This window comes from Lacihabitans sp. LS3-19 (assembly GCF_024343575.1).
Taxonomy (GTDB): domain Bacteria; phylum Bacteroidota; class Bacteroidia; order Cytophagales; family Spirosomataceae; genus Leadbetterella.
The window spans coordinates 73,462-95,104 of record NZ_RJUA01000003.1 but is presented as its reverse complement, the minus strand read 5'-3'; the positions used below and the strand labels follow the sequence as shown (position 1 = coordinate 95,104).

18 protein-coding genes are annotated in these 21,643 nt (G+C 37.3%); 5 read left to right on the top strand and 13 right to left on the bottom strand.

The window, feature by feature from the left end:
• Positions 1-174: 174 nt before the first annotated feature.
• A complete protein-coding gene (gene purL / locus EGI22_RS04360) occupies positions 175-3,921 on the top strand; it encodes a phosphoribosylformylglycinamidine synthase (protein ID WP_255066641.1) in 3,747 nt (1,248 codons plus the stop codon).
• 64 nt (positions 3,922-3,985) lie between these two features.
• Here purL and EGI22_RS04355 read toward each other — a convergent pair whose 3' ends face one another.
• Positions 3,986-4,573, bottom strand: a complete 588-nt coding sequence (locus tag EGI22_RS04355) for a carboxymuconolactone decarboxylase family protein (RefSeq protein WP_255066640.1) — start codon at positions 4,571-4,573, stop codon at positions 3,986-3,988.
• Between the two features lie 71 nt (positions 4,574-4,644).
• The gene (locus EGI22_RS04350) at positions 4,645-5,187 is read right to left on the bottom strand and encodes a peroxiredoxin (protein ID WP_255066639.1); all 543 of its coding nucleotides are present in this window, start codon (positions 5,185-5,187) and stop codon (positions 4,645-4,647) included.
• 167 nt (positions 5,188-5,354) lie between these two features.
• Between EGI22_RS04350 and EGI22_RS04345 the strand changes: the two genes are divergently transcribed.
• From EGI22_RS04345 to EGI22_RS04330, 4 genes are all read left to right on the top strand, one after another.
• Complete coding sequence (locus EGI22_RS04345; RefSeq protein ID WP_255066638.1) at positions 5,355-6,293, top strand: hydrogen peroxide-inducible genes activator; 939 nt, start codon at positions 5,355-5,357, stop codon at positions 6,291-6,293.
• A gap of 108 nt (positions 6,294-6,401) precedes the next feature.
• Positions 6,402-7,325 carry a carbon-nitrogen hydrolase family protein gene (locus tag EGI22_RS04340; RefSeq protein WP_255066637.1) on the top strand — a complete coding sequence of 308 codons (924 nt, stop codon included), beginning with the start codon at positions 6,402-6,404 and terminating at the stop codon, positions 7,323-7,325.
• 156 nt (positions 7,326-7,481) lie between these two features.
• Positions 7,482-8,231, top strand: a complete 750-nt coding sequence (locus tag EGI22_RS04335; protein WP_255066636.1) for an outer membrane lipoprotein-sorting protein — start codon at positions 7,482-7,484, stop codon at positions 8,229-8,231.
• Positions 8,232-8,293: 62 nt separating this feature from the next.
• Positions 8,294-11,395 carry a hypothetical protein gene (locus EGI22_RS04330; protein WP_255066635.1) on the top strand — a complete coding sequence of 1,034 codons (3,102 nt, stop codon included), beginning with the start codon at positions 8,294-8,296 and terminating at the stop codon, positions 11,393-11,395.
• A 60-nt stretch (positions 11,396-11,455) separates the two neighbouring features.
• On the opposite strand, the gene EGI22_RS04325 is transcribed toward EGI22_RS04330, so the two are convergent.
• The 11 genes from EGI22_RS04325 to EGI22_RS04275 all read right to left on the bottom strand — a co-directional run bounded on the left by EGI22_RS04325 (position 11,456) and on the right by EGI22_RS04275 (position 21,571).
• Entirely contained in the window at positions 11,456-12,178 is a 723-nt protein-coding gene (locus tag EGI22_RS04325) for an SDR family oxidoreductase (protein WP_255066634.1), read from the bottom strand.
• Between the two features lie 139 nt (positions 12,179-12,317).
• Positions 12,318-13,394: a cytochrome d ubiquinol oxidase subunit II gene (gene cydB / locus EGI22_RS04320; RefSeq protein ID WP_255066633.1), complete on the bottom strand. Its 1,077-nt coding sequence runs from the start codon at positions 13,392-13,394 to the stop codon at positions 12,318-12,320.
• A 3-nt stretch (positions 13,395-13,397) separates the two neighbouring features.
• Complete coding sequence (locus EGI22_RS04315; protein ID WP_255066632.1) at positions 13,398-14,729, bottom strand: cytochrome ubiquinol oxidase subunit I; 1,332 nt, start codon at positions 14,727-14,729, stop codon at positions 13,398-13,400.
• Between the two features lie 71 nt (positions 14,730-14,800).
• Positions 14,801-14,932 (bottom strand): hypothetical protein, encoded by a 132-nt coding sequence (locus EGI22_RS04310; protein ID WP_255066631.1) that lies wholly within the window; start codon positions 14,930-14,932, stop codon positions 14,801-14,803.
• Between the two features lie 14 nt (positions 14,933-14,946).
• Complete coding sequence (locus EGI22_RS04305) at positions 14,947-16,407, bottom strand: NAD(P)/FAD-dependent oxidoreductase (protein ID WP_255066630.1); 1,461 nt, start codon at positions 16,405-16,407, stop codon at positions 14,947-14,949.
• Between the two features lie 5 nt (positions 16,408-16,412).
• On the bottom strand, positions 16,413-16,832 hold the full coding sequence (locus tag EGI22_RS04300; RefSeq protein ID WP_255066629.1) for a hypothetical protein: 420 nt from the start codon (positions 16,830-16,832) through the stop codon (positions 16,413-16,415).
• Between the two features lie 22 nt (positions 16,833-16,854).
• Positions 16,855-17,142: a cupin domain-containing protein gene (locus tag EGI22_RS04295; RefSeq protein ID WP_255066628.1), complete on the bottom strand. Its 288-nt coding sequence runs from the start codon at positions 17,140-17,142 to the stop codon at positions 16,855-16,857.
• The gene (locus EGI22_RS04290; protein ID WP_255066627.1) at positions 17,142-17,729 is read right to left on the bottom strand and encodes a DUF3365 domain-containing protein; all 588 of its coding nucleotides are present in this window, start codon (positions 17,727-17,729) and stop codon (positions 17,142-17,144) included. The genes EGI22_RS04295 and EGI22_RS04290 overlap by 1 nt, the downstream gene beginning before the upstream one ends.
• A 16-nt stretch (positions 17,730-17,745) precedes the next feature.
• A complete protein-coding gene (locus tag EGI22_RS04285) occupies positions 17,746-18,501 on the bottom strand; it encodes a peroxiredoxin (protein ID WP_255066626.1) in 756 nt (251 codons plus the stop codon).
• Positions 18,476-19,144, bottom strand: a complete 669-nt coding sequence (locus tag EGI22_RS04280) for a DUF2202 domain-containing protein (protein WP_255066625.1) — start codon at positions 19,142-19,144, stop codon at positions 18,476-18,478. The genes EGI22_RS04285 and EGI22_RS04280 overlap by 26 nt, the downstream gene beginning before the upstream one ends.
• Positions 19,145-19,396: 252 nt before the next feature.
• Entirely contained in the window at positions 19,397-21,571 is a 2,175-nt protein-coding gene (locus EGI22_RS04275; protein WP_255066624.1) for a TonB-dependent siderophore receptor, read from the bottom strand.
• Positions 21,572-21,643: the final 72 nt, after the last annotated feature.

Sequence of the window (21,643 nt, the reverse complement as noted above, 5' to 3'; positions counted from 1 at the left end):
TAAAATTGAATAATAATTACAAAAAATATTGATATTTTCCGAAATACTAAGAAAGGATTAATAAAATGAAAACCAAATATTTAAAAGCTTTTTCAAAATCATTTTTAGCCCATTTTTTTCTGGTATTCTTTATTTTAATAAATTAAATTTGCAGTTCATTCCAATTAATTCAAAATGATTCATTTCTTCGGAAGCCAATCTGATACCGTTTTTGCTGTTCAAACTCTCGATAACATTGCATCTGAAAATCTGCCAAAGCTATTTTGGTTGTTTAATGCCGATGCCGAGAACCCAAATACCAAAACCAATGACCAAGAAGCAATTCTGAAAGCGTTTTTTATAGGTCCGCGTGCCGCTATGATTACTCCTTGGAGCACCAATGCCGTGGAAATTACACAAAACATGGGCATCTCGGGAATCATCAGAATTGAAGAATTTCAAGTCGTAAAATCAGATTTTACTGACTTTGACCCTATGCTTTCGCAAAAATATGCTGAGCTCAATCAGTCTATTTATACCATAAATATTCAGCCAGAACCTATTCTTGAAATCGAAGACATAGCGGCTTATAATAAAAAAGAAGGATTGTCATTAAGCCAAGATGAAGTAGAATATCTTGAAAATTTGGCTAAAAAACTTGAAAGAAACCTAACCGATTCTGAAGTTTTTGGATTCTCTCAAGTAAACTCGGAGCATTGTCGCCACAAAATATTCAATGGCACATTTGTAATTGACGGCGAAGAAAAACCGAGCTCTTTGTTCAAGCTCATCAAGAAAACTTCGCAAGAAAATCCAAACGATATCGTTTCGGCTTACAAAGACAACGTGGCTTTTGTAAAAGGCCCTGTCGTTACGCAGTTTGCTCCAAAATCTGCCGATAAACCAGATTTTTATCAAGAAACTGAATTCGAATCGGTGATTTCACTTAAAGCTGAAACCCATAATTTCCCAACAACGGTAGAGCCTTTCAATGGTGCAGCTACTGGTGCTGGCGGCGAAATAAGAGACCGTTTGGCGGGTGGACAAGGTTCTTTGCCATTGGCAGGAACAGCGGTTTACATGACATCTTATTCGAGACTAGCTGCTGACAGACCTTGGGAAAATGCCGTAGCGGCTCGCCCTTGGTTGTACCAAACGCCAATGGATATTTTGATAAAAGCTTCAAACGGAGCATCAGATTTTGGAAATAAATTTGGTCAACCTTTGATTACAGGTTCGCTTTTAACTTTCGAACATGAAGAAGACGCTCGTAAACTGGGCTTTGACAAAGTTATAATGTTAGCAGGCGGCATAGGCTATGGAAAGGCTAGCCAAGCAATAAAACAAACACCAACTCTAGGCGATAAAGTTGTGATATTAGGTGGCGAAAACTACCGAATCGGCATGGGCGGAGCTGCGGTTTCTTCTGCTGACACAGGAGCTTTGGGCTCCGGTTTAGAACTTAACGCTGTCCAAAGATCCAATCCAGAAATGCAAAAAAGAGCCGCCAATGCCATTAGAGGTTTAGTTGAGGCTGAACATAATCCAATAGTTTCTATTCATGATCATGGTGCTGGTGGGCACTTAAATTGCCTTTCTGAATTGGTAGAAGAAACTGGTGGATTGATAGATCTGGACAAATTACCAGTTGGAGATCCTACACTTTCTGCCAAAGAAATAATTGGCAACGAATCGCAGGAGCGTATGGGATTGGTGATTGGTGAGAAAGATTTAGCTACCCTAAAAACCATTGCCGACAGAGAACGCTCTCCCATGTACACCGTGGGCGAGGTTACGGACAATCACCGTTTTACGTTTGAGTCGAAGTCTACTGGCTTAAAACCAATGGATTTTGCGATTGCCGACATGTTTGGTAGTTCACCCAAAACTATCATGGCTGACAAAACCATCGATAGAAATTATTCAGATTTAAGGTATTCAAAAGATAAAATCGAGGACTATCTAAAACAAGTATTGCAGCTAGAAGCCGTGGCTTGTAAAGATTGGTTGACCAATAAAGTGGACCGTTGTGTGGGCGGGCGTGTCGCCAAACAACAATGTGCAGGGCCTTTGCAATTGCCGCTGAACAATGTGGGCGTAATGGCTTTGGACTTCAAAGGAAAAGAAGGAATAGCAACTACGATTGGCCATTCGCCAGTTTCAGCATTGGTTGACCCTGTAGCTGGCTCAAGAAATGCCATTGGAGAGGCACTTTCCAACATCGTTTGGGCACCATTGAATGAGGGTTTGAAATCCGTTTCACTTTCGGCCAACTGGATGTGGGCATGTAAAAATGAAGGTGAAGACGCCAAATTATACGAAGCAGTAAAAGGCTGCTCTGACTTTGCCATCGAATTGGGCATCAATATTCCGACAGGAAAAGACTCGCTTTCGATGAAGCAAAAATATCCCAATGACGAAGTGATTGCTCCGGGAACTGTTATCATTTCGGCAGGTGGAAATTGCTCTGATATAAAACAAGTGGTTGAGCCAGTTTTGCAAAGAACTGGCGGAAGTATTTATTATGTAAATCTATCAAAAGATAGTTTCAAATTAGGCGGAAGTTCGTTTGCTCAAATACTAAACAAAGTTGGTTCTGAGGTGCCGACTGTAAATGATTCGGCAAATTTTGCAGCTACATTTAATTTGATTCAAGATTTAATAAAGACCAACAAAATAAAAGCAGGGCATGATATCGGAAGTGGTGGATTAATTACTACGCTATTAGAATTGAGTTTTGCGGATATAAACTTGGGTGCTAAATATGACCTGAGCACATTGAATGAAACAGATTTAGTAAAAATCCTTTTTGCAGAAAATATTGGATTGGTTTTACAAGCTGATGCGGAAATTGAAGCAGAATTCAAAAACCAAGGAATTGAACTTTATAAAATTGGAGAAGTGGAAGATGGAAACACAGTTTCTATTAAACACAATTCAGATGAATTAAACTTAAATATCAGTGATTTACGTGATGTTTGGTTTAAAACTTCCTACTTGCTAGACCGTCGTCAGTCTAAAAATGAAAGAGCTGAGGCACGTTATACCAATTATAAAAACCAGCCTTTAAAATATAGTTTTCCATCACACTTTGATGGAAAATTACAAGTCACTTCGTTCAATCCAAGTGCTACTTCGAGTAATCTTAATGCGGTTACTTTAGGTGTCACCTCGAGCGGAGCCGAGAGGCCAAAAGCAGCCATTATCCGAGAAAAAGGCAGCAACTCCGAAAGAGAAATGGCCAATGCGATGTTCCTAGCGGGTTTTGATGTGAAAGACGTACACATGACCGACTTAATATCGGGAAGAGAAACTTTAGAAGATATTCAGTTTATTGGTGCTGTGGGAGGATTTTCAAACTCTGACGTTTTAGGTTCTGCCAAAGGTTGGGCTGGTGCGTTTATGTACAACGAAAAAGCCAACACCGCCTTAAAGAAATTCTTTGCCAGAGAAGATACACTTTCGGTAGGTATTTGTAATGGTTGTCAGTTGTTTATGGAATTGGAATTGATCAATCCTGAGCATGAAGTTCATGGCAAAATGTTGCACAATGAATCACATAAACACGAAAGCATTTTCACTTCGGTGACTGTACAAAAAAACTGCTCAGTGATGCTTTCGACATTAGAAGGAGCTACTTTGGGAGTTTGGGTATCGCATGGTGAAGGTAAATTCAACCTTCCTTATGCGGAAGAGAAATATAATATTGTAGGTAAATATGGATATGAAAGTTATCCAGCCAATCCAAATGGTTCTGATTTCAACGCAGCCATGCTATGCGACACTACAGGTAGACATTTGGTGATGATGCCGCATATTGAACGTTCAACTTTCCCTTGGAACTGGGCACATTATCCTGCAGACCGAAAAAATGATGAAGTAAGTCCATGGCTCGAGGCATTTGTAAATGCCAAAAAATGGGTAGACGAGAAGAATAAATAAAAGAGAAAAGCCTTTTTTGAACATCAAAAAAGGCTTTTTTATTGCAAAAACTAAACTCAAAATTTCATAAAAGTACCGCAAAACTCTTTATCACTGCCACTAATCTAATAGCGTCAAAAATACGAGCTTCTGTACCTCCGTGGTTTTTCACAGACGCCTCATGCGAAGTTACGCACTGTTCACAACCGTTAATAGCAGAAACAGCCAAGCTCAACAATTCAAAAAATTCTTTGCCCAACACAGGTGTCATCATCACTGACATACGTATGCCAGCTGGCATCGTTTGGTAGTTTTGATTGGTATGCATAAAGTGTTTAAATCTATAAAAGATATTATTGGCATTCATAATTGAAACACAAGCTGCCGTTTCTAAAATCTCGGCATCTGTTGCTCCATGATTTGCCGCCAAACCTTCTAAAGCAATTCTTAAAGCATCATTTTTCTCGTTTATGGCAACAGAGAGAGCCAAAAGTGCAGCTTCTTTTTCAGACAAATTTTGACCTTTTAGTACATTACCTACATTAATTTTAAGGTCTTTCAAAAACCTCGCATCAACGGCATTGAATCTGTCAATCAATACACTTTCTAAATCCTCGGCCAGATTTAGAGATTCAAAAAGACTTTTTTTAGTATTAGTTGCTGTCGCAAACATATTGTAATTGTATTTAAAAAAGCCTCTAAGAATCTAACATTCAAAGAGGCTTAAAATTATTTTTAAGAAAATTAAACCGCCAAAGTTGCTTCGCCAGCTTTCCAGTTGCATGGGCAAAGTTCATCAGTTTGAAGAGCATCCAAAACTCTCAAAACCTCGTCAACATTTCTACCAACCGAAAGGTCGTTAGCACATACCCAACGAATAATTCCTTGTGGGTCAACTATATACGTTACTCTGTAAGCTATTTTTTCGTTTTCTTCCAATATTCCCAATTCTTCAGCCAAAGACTTTGAAGTATCCGCCAACATCGGGAATTGCAATCCTCTCAAATCGTCGTGGTCTTTTCTCCAAGCCAAATGTACAAACTCAGAATCTGTAGAAGCACCAATTAAAACAGTATCTCTATCTAAAAAATCTTCGTTTTTAGCATTGAAAGCTGCTATTTCAGTAGGGCATACAAAAGTGAAATCTTTTGGCCACCAAAACATTGCCATCCATTTACCTGCCGACTGATGATCCTCCGAGCTGATATCATAAAATTCGTTACCTTTTTCTAATGAAACTACCGCTTTTTTCTTAAATTCAGGGAATTTTTGACCTAATCCTAACATGTTTATTTGTTTTTTTATTATTAAAATAATGCAATTTAAACTGCCATATTTTCTATTTCTATGATGTTTGTCATAAGAATAGTTAAATATTTGGACAAAATTGCAACCCTTATTTTCATTAGTCAAATAGATAGTTTTTATTTGTATATAAGTATAGATTATAAAGCATGACAATCACTCAATTACAGTACATATTGGCGGTAGAAAAACACCGAAATTTTGTAGAAGCTGCCGAATCTTGTAATATCTCACAGCCAGCACTGAGCATGCAGATCAAAAAACTGGAGGAACATCTCAATGTGAAAATTTTTGATAGAAGTCAATCTCCAGTAGAAATAACCCCGGCTGGACAATTGGTGTTGAATCAAGCAAAAGTAGCTATAAAGGATTTCAACCAAATTTACAATGTGGTAATAAATGAGTTTGATGGTCTTCAAGGTGAAGTAAAATTAGGTGTAATACCAACAGTAGCTCCTTATCTTTTGCCTTTATTTCTTAAAAAATTCAACGAACAATATCCTCTTTTACAGCTAAATATAGAGGAAATGACAACCGAAAAAATCATTGAAAATATTGAAAATGGGAATTTAGACATTGGTATTTTGGCCACACCTTTGTCAATAAAAGATACCAAAGAAATCCCACTGTATTATGAAGAGCTTTTGGCTTATGTTTCACCTGAAAACGAGCTATTTACAAAAAAATATATCCTCAGTGCCGATATAGATCTGAATAGCCTTTGGCTTTTGGAGGAAGGACATTGTTTAAGAAGTCAGATTGAAAATTTCTGTGAACTCAAGCAAAAACAAAATATTGTAAGTCAGCTTAATTTCAAAACTGGGAGTTTAGAGACTATCATAAAATTAGTAGATAAATATCGAGGAATTACTTTAATTCCAGAGTTGGCCGTTTTTGATTTAAAAGATGAACAAAAACTAAAAACCAGAAGATTTGAATCTGAAAAACCAAATAGAGAAATAAGTTTAATTATTGATAAAAACTACCCCCGATATGCTATTGTAGAGGCTTTTAAGTCATGTATTTTGGAATGTTTACCAGAATCTATTCAAACCGAGAAAAAAAGTGAAATTTTGAAAGTCTATTGATATAAAAAATTCCACAAAACGCATTGAACGCTAAAATTTTTTGAATTTGAGTTATTAGAGAGAATGATTTTTAAATTTACACTTCTTAAAACTTTAACATCCCAAATCATGAAAGTAAAAGTTGGTGTAATTCAAGCCACTCCTGTTTTGTTTGACTTAGAAAAAACTGTGGCAAAAGTCATAGAATGGATAGAAAAAGGGTCAAAAGAAGGCTGTGAACTCTTATTATTTCCTGAATCTTTTATTCCTTGTTATCCAAGAGGATTAGATTTTGATGCCATAGTTGGCCGAAGAACCGATAAAAGCCGTGACCTATGGCTCGAGTTTTGGAGCAATAGCATAGAAACTTCTTCAAAATATATAAACCAAATTGGCGAAGCCATAAAAAAAGCCAATCTTTTTGTAGCCTTGGGTGTAACCGAAAAAGAAAACAAAGGCGGTTCGCTTCATTGCTCACTTTTGTATTTTGACAACCACGGCCAACTAATAGGTAAACACCGAAAATTAAAGCCTACAGGATTAGAAAGGTACATTTGGGCTGAAAGCGACGGGAGCACTTTGATAAGTTTTGATACAAAAATCGGAAAAATTGGAGGTTTAATCTGTTGGGAAAACTATATGCCATTGGCTAGAATGAGTATGTATAATCAAGGCGTAGAAATATACCTTGTTCCTACTGCAGATGCTCGTGCATCTTGGCAGTCTACCCTCCAACATATCGCCTTAGAAGGTCGGTGTTTTGTTTTGGCAGCCAACCAATTTGTCAGAAAATCAGACTATCCAGAGCGTTTTTCGGAAGACATAAAAGATGAACCAGAAATAATGTGTGCCGGTGGAAGTGTAATTTTGTCACCAATGGGTGAGATTTTAGCAGGGCCAATTTGGAATGCTGAGGGTTTATTAACCGCAGAATTAGATTTCGACATTTTGGCCAAAAGCAAACTAGACTTTGATGTTATTGGCCATTACGCCCGACCAGATGTCTTTGATTTTAAAGCAAATAAGCAGCCCGAGATTAAGATTATTGAATAAATCCTACAACATTATAACCAAAGATAAAGTCTAAATATTTTTATTTTTATAATCAAAAAAGACCTTTATTAATTATTAAAAACCTTTAATCCCAATCTGTAGTTTAAATCAAAATCAGTTTTAATACTTTTACAACATCATTAAAATCTAAATATTATGAAACAAAAACTTAGACTATTATTTGCGGCAGCTTTGACTCTCGCAGCAACCTACAGCCAGGCCCAAACTGCGGATGAAATTGTAGAAAAATACTTGGAGACTATTGGTGGAAAAGAAAAACTAGCAACCATTAAGTCTATTAAAATGATTGCAAAAGGGCAACAAGGTGGAATGGAATTCCCGATGACAAGTATAATGGAAGCACCAAACAAAATGGTTCAGTCTATTAATTTTCAAGGAAAAGAGATAGTAGTTTCTGCTTTTGACGGTAAAGAAATGTGGAAAACTAATTTCATGACAATGAAACCAGAAAAAGGTGAAACTGAGGACAGTCAAAATGCAGCTAAATCTGCTGATTTTCCTGATCCGTTTTTAGACTACAAAGCTAAAGGCTACAGCATCGCTTTAGAAGGCGAGGAGAAAGTAGAAGGAACAGATTGTTACAAAATAAAATTGACCAAAAAACCAGTAATGGTTGATGGGAAAGAGGAAGAAGATTTCAGCTATTATTACTTTGACAAGGAGAATAATGTAGTGATAATGCAAAAACAAACTGGCAAAAAAGGTCAAATGAAAGATTTGACTGTTGAAACTCTAATGAGTGACTATCAGGAAGTTGATGGAATTTATTTCGCCTACAATATCAGTCAAAAAATGAATGGACAAGTAATGTTCTCTATGACTATAGATAAAATTGAATTAAATGCACCGGTAGACGCAAAAGTTTTTGCCTATCCAGTTGACTGATTTGTAAAACATTAAGAGCCTCATTTAAAACCTAAATGAGGCTCTTTTTATTAAAAAATACTATGAAAAAATTTTCTATATTTTCAATTTTAATATCATTTACCTTAAACAGTTTTGCTCAAGAAGCCTTACCTATAAAAGGAGATGAAATATTTGGCTCCATGAGAGCGAGACATATCGGCCCTGCCTTAATGAGTGGCCGAGTAGTAGACTTAGAAGGTCACCCAACTGACAACAAAATACTGTATGCCGGTGCGGCGGGTGGCGGAGTTTGGAAAACCGCCGACGGTGGCGTAACTTTCAATCCAATATTTGATAAGCATAACCAGTCTATAGGTGCTATAAAGGTTGACCCTAAAAATCCTGATCAAATAATATGGGTGGGAACTGGCGAAATCTGGACAAGAAACTCAGTAACCATAGGCGACGGTATCTATAAAACTACAGACGGTGGGCAAAACTGGAACCACATGGGCTTGCCAAAATCTGAAAGAATTAGTTCTATTAAAATCAATCCAAACAATACAGACGAGGTTTTCGTAGGTGTTTTGGGTGGACTTTGGAGCGACAGTGAAGATCGTGGCGTTTACAAAACCAGTGATGGTGGAAAAACTTGGAACAAAATATTCTATATCAACGCTTCTACTGGTTGTTCTGATTTGGTAATGGATCCTAACGATGCCAATATTATGTATGCTTCGTTTTGGCAATTCCGCCGAACAGCCTATTCTTTTGATTCTGGTGGTGAAAATAGTGGCTTATACAAAACTACAGACGGAGGCAAAACTTGGAATAAAATTCATAATGGTTTTCCAAATGGTAAATTAGGAAGAATTGCAATTGCATTGGCTCCATCAAACTCCAAAATATTGTATTCTGTTATAGAATCAGAAAAAGATGAAGACAAAGGGCTTTATAGATCTGATGATGCTGGTGCCAATTGGACCCGAACAAACGGAGACTTCGGGCTAGTAGTGAGACCTTTCTACTTTTCAAGAATTGTAGTAGACCCTAAAAATCCAGATATTGTACTTAAAGCAGGTCTTAATGGCTCCTTGAGCAGAGACGGTGGCAAAACATTTAAAAATATTGGAGGAGGAATTCACGCCGATGTCCATGATTTTTGGTTTGATTTACACGATTCCAACCGTATTTACCTTTGCGACGATGGTGGCGTTTACCGCTCTTATGATGGCGGAAGTATTTGGGATATGGTCAAAGGAATTCCAGTTTCGCAGTTTTATCAAGTCGCAATAGACAACCAAACACCGTATAAAGTCTATGGTGGTTTACAAGACAATGGCTCATGGGTGGGGCCATCTTCTAAGCCCGGTGGAATAGAAAACCGTGACTGGATTTCTGTAGGAGCGGGTGATGGTTTTAGAACTTTCCCGCATCCGAAAGACCCTAATATTGTGTATTCAGAAATGCAAGGTGCAGAAAATATTTGGAGGATAAACTTGGAGAAAAATTCAGCAAAAACCATTAAGCCGTTTCCTGAAGCAAACGATCCAAAGTTTCGATTCAATTGGAATACACCCATTACAACAAGTCCGCACAATGCTGACAGATTGTATTGCGGAAGTCAGTTTTTGCATAAATCTGATGACAGAGGCGAAACTTGGGTTAAGATATCCCCAGATTTAACAACCAACGACCCAGCCAAGCAACAACAGGAAAATTCTGGTGGCTTGAGCATGGACAATTCAGGTGCTGAAAACCATTGTACTATATTCGCTGTAAACGAATCGCCACTTGATCAAAACATCATTTGGGTGGGTACAGACGACGGAAATGTTCAAGTGACTTTTGACGGTGGCAAAAACTGGAATAACGTAACGGCAAACGTACCAGACTTACCAAAAAACACTTGGTGTTATTTCATAGAGCCAAGCAGTTTTGATAAAAATACTGCTTATGCGGTTTTTACGGGATATACTTCAGGAGATTTCAAACCTTATGTTTACAAAACAACAGATGGAGGAAAAACTTGGAAACCTATTGTTTCTGATGATATAAAATCATTCGTAAGAAACATAAAAGAAGATTACAAAAATCCAAATCTACTGTTCTTAGGTACAGAAGGAGGTTTGTATGTAACCATAGATGGTGGGCAAAACTGGTCGCCATTTAAAAACAATATGCCTCCAGTAGCAGTGCATTGGATTGCTCTGCATCCAACCGAAGATGCATTAGTTATGGCTACGCATGGCAGAGGAGTGATAATCGTAGATGATATTTCACCTTTACGTCAATTAACTAAAGAGATTATTGCCAAAGATTTGCACTTTTTCACAACTAAGCCCACTAAAATGGCCGAATCTGGTTCATTTGGTGGATATGCTCGAATGGGAGAGTTTGTAGGTGAAAACCCAAGTAGACAAGCCAATATAGTTTACTATTTAAAAAGCAGACATACTTTTGGCAAAATGAGCATGGAGGTTTTTGACAAAGACAATCAAAAAATTGCAGATCTCCCTCCTGGAAAATCAAAAGGCATAAATTACGTAGACTGGAATTATAGCCTAAAGCCACCAAAAGTAGCCAAAGGAAAAACGATAGTTTCTGGTGGATTTCAAGGACCAACAGTATTACCTGGCACTTATAAAGTGAAAATAACGAAAGGCAATAAAACTTATGAGAATGATTTAGTACTTGTGGCTGATCCAAAATCAATTCATACCAAAGAAGATAGAATTTTGCAACATGAAACCGCAATGAAACTATTTGCAATGAACGAGGAATTAGGCTATCTGGTAGAACAAATTGACAATCATCAAACGCAGCTAAATGCGATTTTGCCATCATTGACAAGTTCTAAATTGAAAAAGCAAATTCCTCTTGCGGAGATTTCTAAAAATTTGGAAACCCTAAAAGAGTCACTCGTAGTACTAAAAGGGGATAATTATGTAGGTGCAGCTGAACCTCAACTAAGAGAAAAAATTTCAGGATTATTTAGTGAAATATTGGGCTATACAGGTCGTCCAACCAATGCTCAGCTATCGAGTCTGAAGGTTTTGGATGAAAAACTAGGCGAGGCAAAAGTCAAAATGGAAGGACTTAAATCTCAAATTAGCAAACTGACACCAGCAATGGCCAAAGCTAAATTGCCAGAAATAAAACCTAATAGAAGTTTTGAAGAGTACAAAGCTGCGGAGAATTGAGTTCTATTTTTCAATAAATATAAAACACCTCATTTTTGGATAAAATGGGGTGTTTCCGTTTTACAACACTTTTGCCAACAACCATTCAGGCAAAATACTAACCAGTAAGCCAATCAAACGATAACGTCTAGTAATATAAGCTACTGATTTATTGGCGTCTACAGCTTTGAAAATTTGTTTGGCGGCTTTTTCGGGTGTGGCTACCCAAAACATACCTTTTTGCCCCTTTGTCATATCCGTATCTACATAGCCAGGACGAATTTCTATTACATCTACGCCATCTTTCCATTTTTTAGACCGCAGCCTAAGGCCTTCTAAATAACTAGCCATAAATGCTTTAGTGGCATGATACTCTGGCGAATACGGGCTACTTCTCACAGCAGCTACAGAAGATATTCCGACAAGTTTTCCTTTCCCTTTTAGTTTGAAATGTTGATAGGACCAATGGGCCAAAGCCAAAAAACCACGAGCGTTTACGTCCACCGTTTGCAGTTCCTGCTCCAAATTAGCTTTTGGAAAACCCACTCCAGCATTAATTACGATTATATCAACACCTCCCATTTTTTCCACCAAATCATTCAATATTTCAATGGCACTTTGGGCTTGGGCAACATCCATTTCGGCGGCAAAAAACTTAGAATCTGGCAATTCTCGAGCTATTTCTGTTAAAAGCCCTGACCTTCTGCCTGTTATTCCAACCTCATATTCATGTTGGGCATAGTACTTGGCCAAAGATTTTCCAATACCAGAGGTTGCTCCTATTATTATTACTTTTTTTGTCATTGATGAAAATAAAAATTTCCCCAAAAATCAACAATATTCTCAAGAATAAATATCTTTTGGGAGAATTTTGGGTAAGGAAAGTATAGATAAATTTCAAATCTATATAAAAAGTATTTCTCCAAGATATCTAAATTGTAGCTCAATGCTCCCCATAATCTCCTTCGTCCATTTTGCCTTTGAAAATTCTGTATTGGACTGTGAAATAAAGTGCTACAAGTAGAATTCCAATTCCAAACCAAACAAGGCCGATGTTTAGTCCATAAGAACTTGCTGCGGTGTTGTAAATATTTAAAGAAGGATTTATTGAATTTCTTGATGGTATAAAATTGGGGAAAATAGAAAGAGCTGTTGAAGCCAATCCACCCGCCAAAAATAGACTTGAAAAAACGAATCCCGTTCCGTCTTTTTTAAAGTGCTTGATACGAAATAGACCTCCCAAACCAACCAATGAAATCAATGGAAAAATCCAGAAAATAGGATGGCTGATATAGTTATCGAAAAGATAAGGTAAGACTAAATGCCAGGTAGAAAGTGATACTAAGGCCAAACCTAATAAAACGAAATTTAGCTTAAAAATAATTATTTTAAGTCTTGAATTAATTGTGCTATTGGTTTTATAAATAATCCAGTTGGCTCCATGAATTGTTAATGCAACTACGCCAATAAGTCCAATCAAAAGGGTAAACCAGTCGATTACACCAACACTTTCGGAAAGGGGATTTAAACTCGGATTCCAAAGTGGCAAAGTAAAATAATGTGCCTCATAAGTTGAAACTCCGTTGACCACATCTCCCATATTTACACCCCGCACAATGTTTCCGACGGCGATTCCAAAAAACAAAGCCAGCAATAAACTTGCAACACCAAAAGCTGTATCCCAAATGGCAAACCACATGGAATTATGAATTAAACCACGAAGCTCTAGACCAATAGCCCGAAACATTAAAAGCCATAAAATCATCATCAGAGGGAGATAAAACCCACTAAATGAAGAGGCATATAAAGTTGGAAATGCAAAAAACAAAACGCCTCCACCGGCAATGAGCCAAACTTCGTTGGCATCCCAAAAAGGTCCTATGGCCTTGGTGATAGCTTTTTTATCTTCTTCTTTTTTTGCAAAAAATAAATGCACAATTCCTGCTCCAAAATCATATCCATCTAAAAGCATATAAATGGTGAGCATACTTATCACTACGATATACCAAAACAATTCCATAGCTTAATTTTTTATCGTTTCAGGACCTTTGTAAATGATTCTTCCCAACAAAAGCAAGAACAACAAACCCAATAAAACATACATACCTACAAAACCCAAAAGCGTAAATAGTGTATTACCCGCCGAGACATTTGGTGATGCTCCATGGGCAGTTTCCAGCAGATTATAAACTAACCAAGGCTGCCTCCCCAGCTCAGCAGTGTACCACCCCGCAATATTGGCGATATAAGGAAAAGGCGAAGCAAACATTATCGCCCAAAGAATCCATTTTGATTTTTCAAGATGTTTACGCCACAAAAGAAAGGCCGACAAAGCCATAAGACCGATGAGAATGGTGCCTAAACCCACCATGATATGATAAGAATAATACAAGCCCGGCACATTTTTTGGCCATTTTGAAACATCAAATTCTTTCAAACCTTTGATTTCGGTCGTAAAATTTTGATAAGTCAAAAAGCTCAAGACATTAGGAACAGCTATTTTATTGTCCAATTTTAAAAGTTCCATGTCGGGCTGACCAACCAAAATAATCTCAGAACCTCCTTTTTCTGTGTCAAAAATTCCTTCCATTGCTGCAAAGGTTATAGGTTGAAATTTAACAACATTTTTGGCAGACCAATCGCCAGTAGGAAAAGCTACTGCTAAACTAGAAATTAACCCAAATGCAATACCTGTTTTGATAAAGATTCGGCCTTGCTCCAAATGCTTTTTGCTCAAAAGATAAAAAGCACCGATAGCCGCCACTACAAAAGAGGCCGTAACTAAAGACGCACTTTGGTTATGCAAATAAGAAGGAACCAACCATGGATTGGAGAATAATGCACCGAAATTAGTCAGTACAAATTTGCCATTTTCTAAAATCTCATAGCCTACTGGATGCTGCATCCATGCATTGGTGGCAATGATAAGCCAACCGCTGGCCCATGAACCAACAAATACTAAAAAACCTGTAAGAAAGTGGAGTTTTTGACCGATGAGTTTTTCTCCAAAAAGAAAAAGGCCAAGAAAAGATGATTCTAGAAAAAACGAGAATGTGCCTTCCATGGCCAGTGTTTGCCCTATTATACCTCCAGTTAGTTCGGAAAATTTGGCCCAATTGGTACCAAACTGAAACTCCATCGGAATGCCCGTAACCACACCCATCATAAAATTCAAAGCAAAAATTTTCATCCAAAATTTTGCCGCATCATTGTATTTTATGTCATGCTTTATGAGGTATTTGCCTTTGAAATACACGATTATCAAAGACAAACCCATGGTAAGCTGTGGAAACAAATAATGAAAAGTGATAGTAAATGCAAACTGCATCCTATCATAGAAAATCATATCTTCCATTTTGTATTTTTTTATAAAAGCAGAAAAATTCTGCTGCTGAAAAGTCTTTATTTACCCTTTAGATTCCAATCTTAATTTCGGGTACCGCCGTGACCTGCGGCCACAACGAACATAATTTTTATGCTCAAGTAAATGTACTTAAAAAATTGAATAAACGGATTTTGCATTTTAGCATGTTCCGCTTTTGATATTTTGTATGCCATGATATTTTTTGTTTTTATTCTGGAATTAACCACCAAAATGGAAGCATTTTAGCTTTATAAATAAATGCATAATGAAGCGTTAGTTTAAGCCAGTGACCAGCAAGACCCATGTCGCCAAAGGTTTTTTTAATATCTCGCCCTTGTGTAGTGCTGTATTTTTTATAATCTGGCACAATGGGATAAGTGGTGATACTAATACCGCTTCCTTCAGTCATTCCAAAACCCGCCGAAGCTATACATGCCGCTCCCATGTTTCCCATAGAACCTTTGTGATGCAAACTCATTTTACCGCTTTTTATGGTGTCAATGATATTGTCAGCAACCAACTTGGCAGTGATTCCAGAAGGCATTCCCGTCCGTGGTGGTGATGGAAAGATTTCTGTTCCATTCGGACTTTTTCTTGGTTTTGAGATGGTATGAGGTGGTGCAAAGGCTATTCCAGGAGCAAAAATATTGGCGTAATTTGGATTTTGATACGTTTCTGGCCAGTCTTGCACACTCCATTGTTCATAAGGTTTTGGTGTATAATCGGCATCTACTATCATAAAACCTTTGAAAAGTTTCGGCGTTATGTCCTCCCCTGCTTTGTCATAAGCCTTAAAACCATGCCCTGAAAAAGCCGGAATCAACATAGCGAAATCGTAAGTTTCGGTTTTGTATTCGCCTTCGAGGTTTTCGTAATGTACAAGCCCATCCTCGATTTTCGAAACACCTGCACCTAAAATCCATTTGATGCCTCGGTCTGCAAAAACCATTTCCACCATTTCGCTCGATTTCATGGTTCGGCCGCCGTAATCCAGCAACATACCGTCCATGCCGAAATCTCCCAGTTCATTTTCGTTAGAAATCCAGGTCACATCAGCTTTGTCTCGGACGCCATACTTTACCAACTCTTTTTCTACATTCAGAATATACTCAAATGCAGCACCTTGGCAGGTTGCTTTTGGATGACCCGTTCCGATTAGAATTTTTACATGATCACCAGTAGTTTTCACCCTATCTATCAATAGTTTAAGGCCAGCCCAAGCATGCTCGGCGTGGTCGTAGGTACAAACCGAAAAGGCTTTGTTGGTACCTGGCGACATACCTTCTGTCATATCAAAAGCAAGTTTTGGGCCAGTGGCATTGATTAAAAAATCGTAATTTACTTTTTCCTGTATACCCAATTTTTCTCCAAAAACATATTCTACATTCACAAAACCTTTCGATTCTGTGGCGTCTCCTTCAGGATGAAAAGACACAACTTTGGCTTGTTTGTAGCCAATGCCTTTCTTTTTATATAAGGGTTCAAGAGGAAAAATAACCGACTTTGACTTCATCCGGCCTATGCCCACCCAAATATTGGATGGCACCCATTGGTAATTTCTGTTAGGCGAAACTACCAATACTTCATGTTCTTTTGAGAGTTTTCTACGAAGATGGGCAGCAGCCACATGACCGGCTATGCCTGCACCAAGAATCACTATTTTTGCCATGATTTTTACATTTTACCCATTCCATTACCCTGACCATGTCCCATGCCCGCTTTTTTATGGTGGGCTATTTCAGCAAAAGCCGCGTGAAAAGTCACCAAACTACTTTTGATGTCCTCATCAGAAGCTTTGGCAGCTACTAAGTCTTTCATTTCTTTTGCATTGGCAGTTATGGCAGCAAATTTTTCGGCCATAGCTGCACTTCTAAAAGCTCTTGGTTTTGTGCCATTTTGGAGTGCTAAAGCTTTGTCGTACAATTCAGCGGCATTTTGTTTTGCGGCTGTCAAGTCGTTGTTTTTCATCATCGGCGGGAAGGTCTGCTTCATCACCGTTTTCATGTTTTCTAAATCCGCCCAGCCTTGTCCTTTTTGTGCAAAAGATACCAAAGCAATTAAAGCGAATGCGATTGTTAAGATACTGTTTTTCATTGTTTTATATATTTAAAATTGATTATTTGATTAAGACTAATTGACTGGTTTCGTTTGCAACTACCCAGTGCTTTACGTTTGGTTCAATATTTACATAATCACCAGATAATAAGGTTTGCTTTTCTCCTTTTTCATTTTCAAAAACTACTTCACCTTCAACACAAAGGAGTAGTGCAGGTATTTTAGTAATATGCTCTTTTAAGGTTTCATTTTTCTGAATCTGAATGGCATTTGCAATGCCATTTTCACTTTTAAAAAGTGATACAGCCGAAACGGCTTTTTGTTCTGTGTGCAATTCTTTGATATTCATTATTTTGTTTTTTGCATTTCCACCACCCAAAGCCCTCGCAATTGATTCACATCGTAACCCAATGCCTGGTCTTTTGGATAATAGTCATTGATTTTATCGAACGTTTTTTGTTGTACTGTTTGGTTTACTTTTCCGTGGCATTGCAAGCACATGGCATTGGTTACTATTGGATAATAAGCCACCATTTTTCCTTTTACTTCTCTTATTTCAGATTTAGGAGATTCACCATTTTTCAATTGCTCTTTTACAGAAACAATAATGGACTTCTCTAATCTATTTGCCTGATTAAGAGGGTTTCTGGCTTTATCGCTTACTCTTTTTATAGAAGTTTTATGTACCAAAGCCATACTATCAGTGAGTGGATATGCTTTAGAATTACAAAATTCCAAAGCATATTCTGGCCCACCTTTTGCCATCGCATTCATTAGATTTTTACCTAAAACCGCCTGCGTAGTCGATGAAATATTTTTGCCTAAGTCTAAATAATACTGCTCGTCTGAGTTTGAACTGACCTTGGTATTTACACAATTCAGGCCTACCATAGCTACCAATACTATTCCCACCAAGCCAATATTAATCTTTCTCATAGCAAAATATTTTTTTTTAAACTTTATCTAAAGGCAATTCTTTGGTACAGAAGAACCAATCATAACACTTCATATCAGCCTCATCGCCTTCCATGCGGTCTTTGGCTACCCCACACGATCCTGCTGGCGGTACAATAACGGCATCGCCTGGTCTCCAGTCTGCTGGCGTTGCTATTTCGTGTTTGTCTGCAGTTTGCATAGCTATCAAGGCTCTCTTAAGCTCATCAAAGTTTCTTCCCAACGAAAGCGGATAGTAAATAATCGCTCTAATAATACCTTTTGGATCTATAAAAAACACTGCTCTGACCGCCTTTGTTGAGCTTTCGCCGGGCTGAATCATCCCGTACTTTTTAGCAATTTCCATGGTGATGTCTTCAATAAGCGGAAACTTCACTTCTATGTTTTTCATGTCCTTGTATTCTATCTTTTCTTTGATAGTTCTCAACCAAGCAATGTGGCTATAAAGACCATCGATAGAAAGACCCACTAAGTCGCAATTGAGAGCGTTAAACTCAGGCTCCATTTTAGCGAAAGTCATAAACTCAGAGGTACAAACTGGCGTAAAATCTGCCGGATGGCTAAATAAAATCACCCATTTACCTTCGTATGCTTTCGGGAAATCTAAATTCCCTTGTGTTGTAATCGCTTTAAATTCAGGAGCTTTATCTCCAATGCGTGGCATTGCAACCACATTTTCTACTACATTTTCCATTATCGTTCTTGTTATGTTTATATACTTAATAATTTCACCAGCTACCAGTTTCTCTGGCACTGTTTACGATTGCATCAAATTCACTTTGTGTAATAAACTGAGCCGCATAGGTTCCGTTTTGAGCTAAAACTTGGCTATAAAAAGACCTCAAGTGATTTCTACTTCCTTTGGTAAGGTTTTGATATACATAAGTAATATCTTGATTGTCAACATCTTTTAGATATTCTTCAAGGTCTTTAATGTCAAGGTCTTCAATAGTTGCTCCAACTTTTACACCTTCCAAAAGACTTACAGAACCTTGGGTTACCAAGTCAGTGTATAATTTTTGCAAAGTGACATTTTCAAAAACACCGACTGCATTATTTACTACTGGATCAGGAATATTGTATTTCTGAAGTAAGGACAAAACCGCTGATGTATGTGTTTCTTCACTACTAGAAATGTTATTGAACACATTCAAATTCCACTTTTTGTAAAGCGTTACGTACACATCTTTAGCGAGTTTTTCCTCCTCTCTCATGTACAATAAGCCACTTTTTTCAGCTTCTGAAATCGTCTCTGTGGGTAAATTGCTGATTTGTTGGGTGACTTGAGCTTGATTATAGCTACTTGTTTGAGGGTCAACAATTTGGTCTTTAGAACAACTAGAAATCCAAAAAAATGAAGCTATAAAAATTGTGATTTTAAACAATGATTTTTCCATGATAGAATATTTGTATTTATGATGAATAATAGAAATTAATAATTAAAATTTCTATCTTTTGCTTAATACAAATGTTACCAAAATAATCTTGGCCTACTATGACATATATCACAGAGAGGAAGTACGGTAAATTATTAAAAATGAATAATTTAAAGAAAAAAGTAGAAGTAAGTTAAAGTGAATATAAAGATAATCTTAGAAAGAAATCACCCAAAATGCCTTTAAAAAATACATTTTGGGTGAACAAATCTTCTAAATACCTCCTCGCAAAGTAATCATAAAATTACGACCAGCTGAAGAGATTCCTGAAGCAAAATTGCGGTAGTTTTTGTCTAAAATATTCTCGCAAGCCAACTGTAAACTTAGGTGTTTTTGAAGTTGAAAAGATGTACGAAGGTTTAAAGTCCACCAAGATGGCATACCCTCTGGCGTGGCATATTGCTGGTTGTCTTCACCGCTTGGGCTGTAATCTTCGATTTTTTTCCAGCCATTGTAAAGACTAAAAACCTCCACATTTACCTTTTCTTTGCTGTATTTCAAGCCACTTCGTCCAAAAATAGGTGGAATATGATCCAGTGGAATACCATCACTGGCTTTACCTTTTGTACCATTTAGTGTGCTTGAAAAATTCAAATTCTCACTAATTTTTGCAAAGACATTGATATTCCAGCCATTTATTGTAGCCTTGTCTTTATTTTGCGATGCTAAAACCTTACTCATTTCGCCATCGTATTCCACAAGACTTTGTCCGTTAAGGGTGAAATTATCCACCACAATAACATTCCTTAACCAAGTATTATAAATCGTTCCTTCTAATCTAATGTTTTCGTTCAACATTTGACTTAAAGTCACCTCGGCATTGTAACTATATTCTGGTTTCAAATCTGGATTTGGGACAATTAAAGAACCCGAAACCGACTCAAACACTTTGGAAAGATCATCTATGTTTGGTGTCCGAAAGCCCGATGAACCTAAAACACTCAGCTTGGTTTTTGTACTTAGATTTAAAACCAAGCCTATGTTACCTGTTAAAGCATCATTGTTTTGTTTGATGGTATTAAATGGAAAAGGGAAAAACGTTTTTTCGATAAACTCAGATGACAAACGGCTTGAACTATACCTTAAGCCTGCATTTAAGAAATGTTTATTCGAAAACATCAGCTGGTCCGTTAAATACAAAGCCCATGAATTCATATTGTTTTTGCCATCGGGATATCGAGTATCAGCGGCTTTTGTAGCACCGGAAACTATGTTAACAGACACTGCGGTGGAACTTAAATCATTGTTAACTACCTCCAAACCATAATTTACTTTTTGGGACTTTATTCTTTTTTGAAAATCAGCATTTACAGAGAAAACACCAACATTTTCGGTTTGTTCTTTTCTGTTATCATTGTTAAAGTTCCGAGAATTACGGCTCTCAACTATCGATTGAAAAGCTACTGAAACAAAAGCTTGATCATAAATCTGGGTATTTTTCAAATCCAATTGGTAAGCAATTATGGCTCTTTTTTCAGGTCCATAATACCATTCTGAATTTCTCGGCAGCCCGTTTCTGAGTTCAGAAAGTCTGTCATAGCGAGGTACATTGCTGGTATTAGAATATTGGATATTTAAAGTATGCTTTACGTTTTCAGATTGTTGAAAAGACAATTTCTCTAAAAAATCATACTGTTGATAGCCGCTCCCAACCTGAACATTAGGTTTATCATTAACTTGCATAACATCCTTACTATTAACCCTTTCAGAATAAAACAATCTTTTGCCAAAATCAGGATATTTAGAAAGTCTATTATTTCCTTGAATCACATCTCCAAAATCAGAAAATGTAAAACTTGTCAATGATGCGATTTTCTGGCTGCCTAAATTGAAATCTACATGACCCGTTTTTTCACCAAAAGCAGAAGAATATCTTAGGTAGGCGTTGGCAGATTTGCTATCAAAAGCCGCAGATTTAGACCTAAAATGCATAACACCGCCCAAGGCGTCGCTGCCGTACATGACCGAGCTTGGCCCAAAAATCACCTCGGCTCTTTCCAACATACTTTGGTCTATTCTCAATACATTTTGTAAATGTCCCGCCCTAAATATGGCATTGTTTAGCCTGACACCATCAACTACTATCAAAACTCTATTCGCCTCAAAACCTCTCAAAACTGGGCTTCCACCTCCTGCCTGAGAGCGTTGCACGAAAACATTGCCAGATTGTTCCAAAAGGTTGGCCATATTGGGGGAGTTTTGAAAAGCAATTTGTTTAGAAGTAATCAATTCTATTTTATTGGCTGATTCTTTTCTGGCTTGTTCAAATTTATTGGCCGAAACCACCATTTCGTCTAAATACAGTATTTTTTTTGTGCTGTCTTCCTGAGCTTGAGCATAATAAGTCAAACAAGAAAACAACAAGAAAGTAAAAACTTTTCTCATCATTGTTTATTTAAAAATATAAAATAAAGAAACCTTAAGCTTTGATTATCAAATAATTAATATTTAATTATCAAT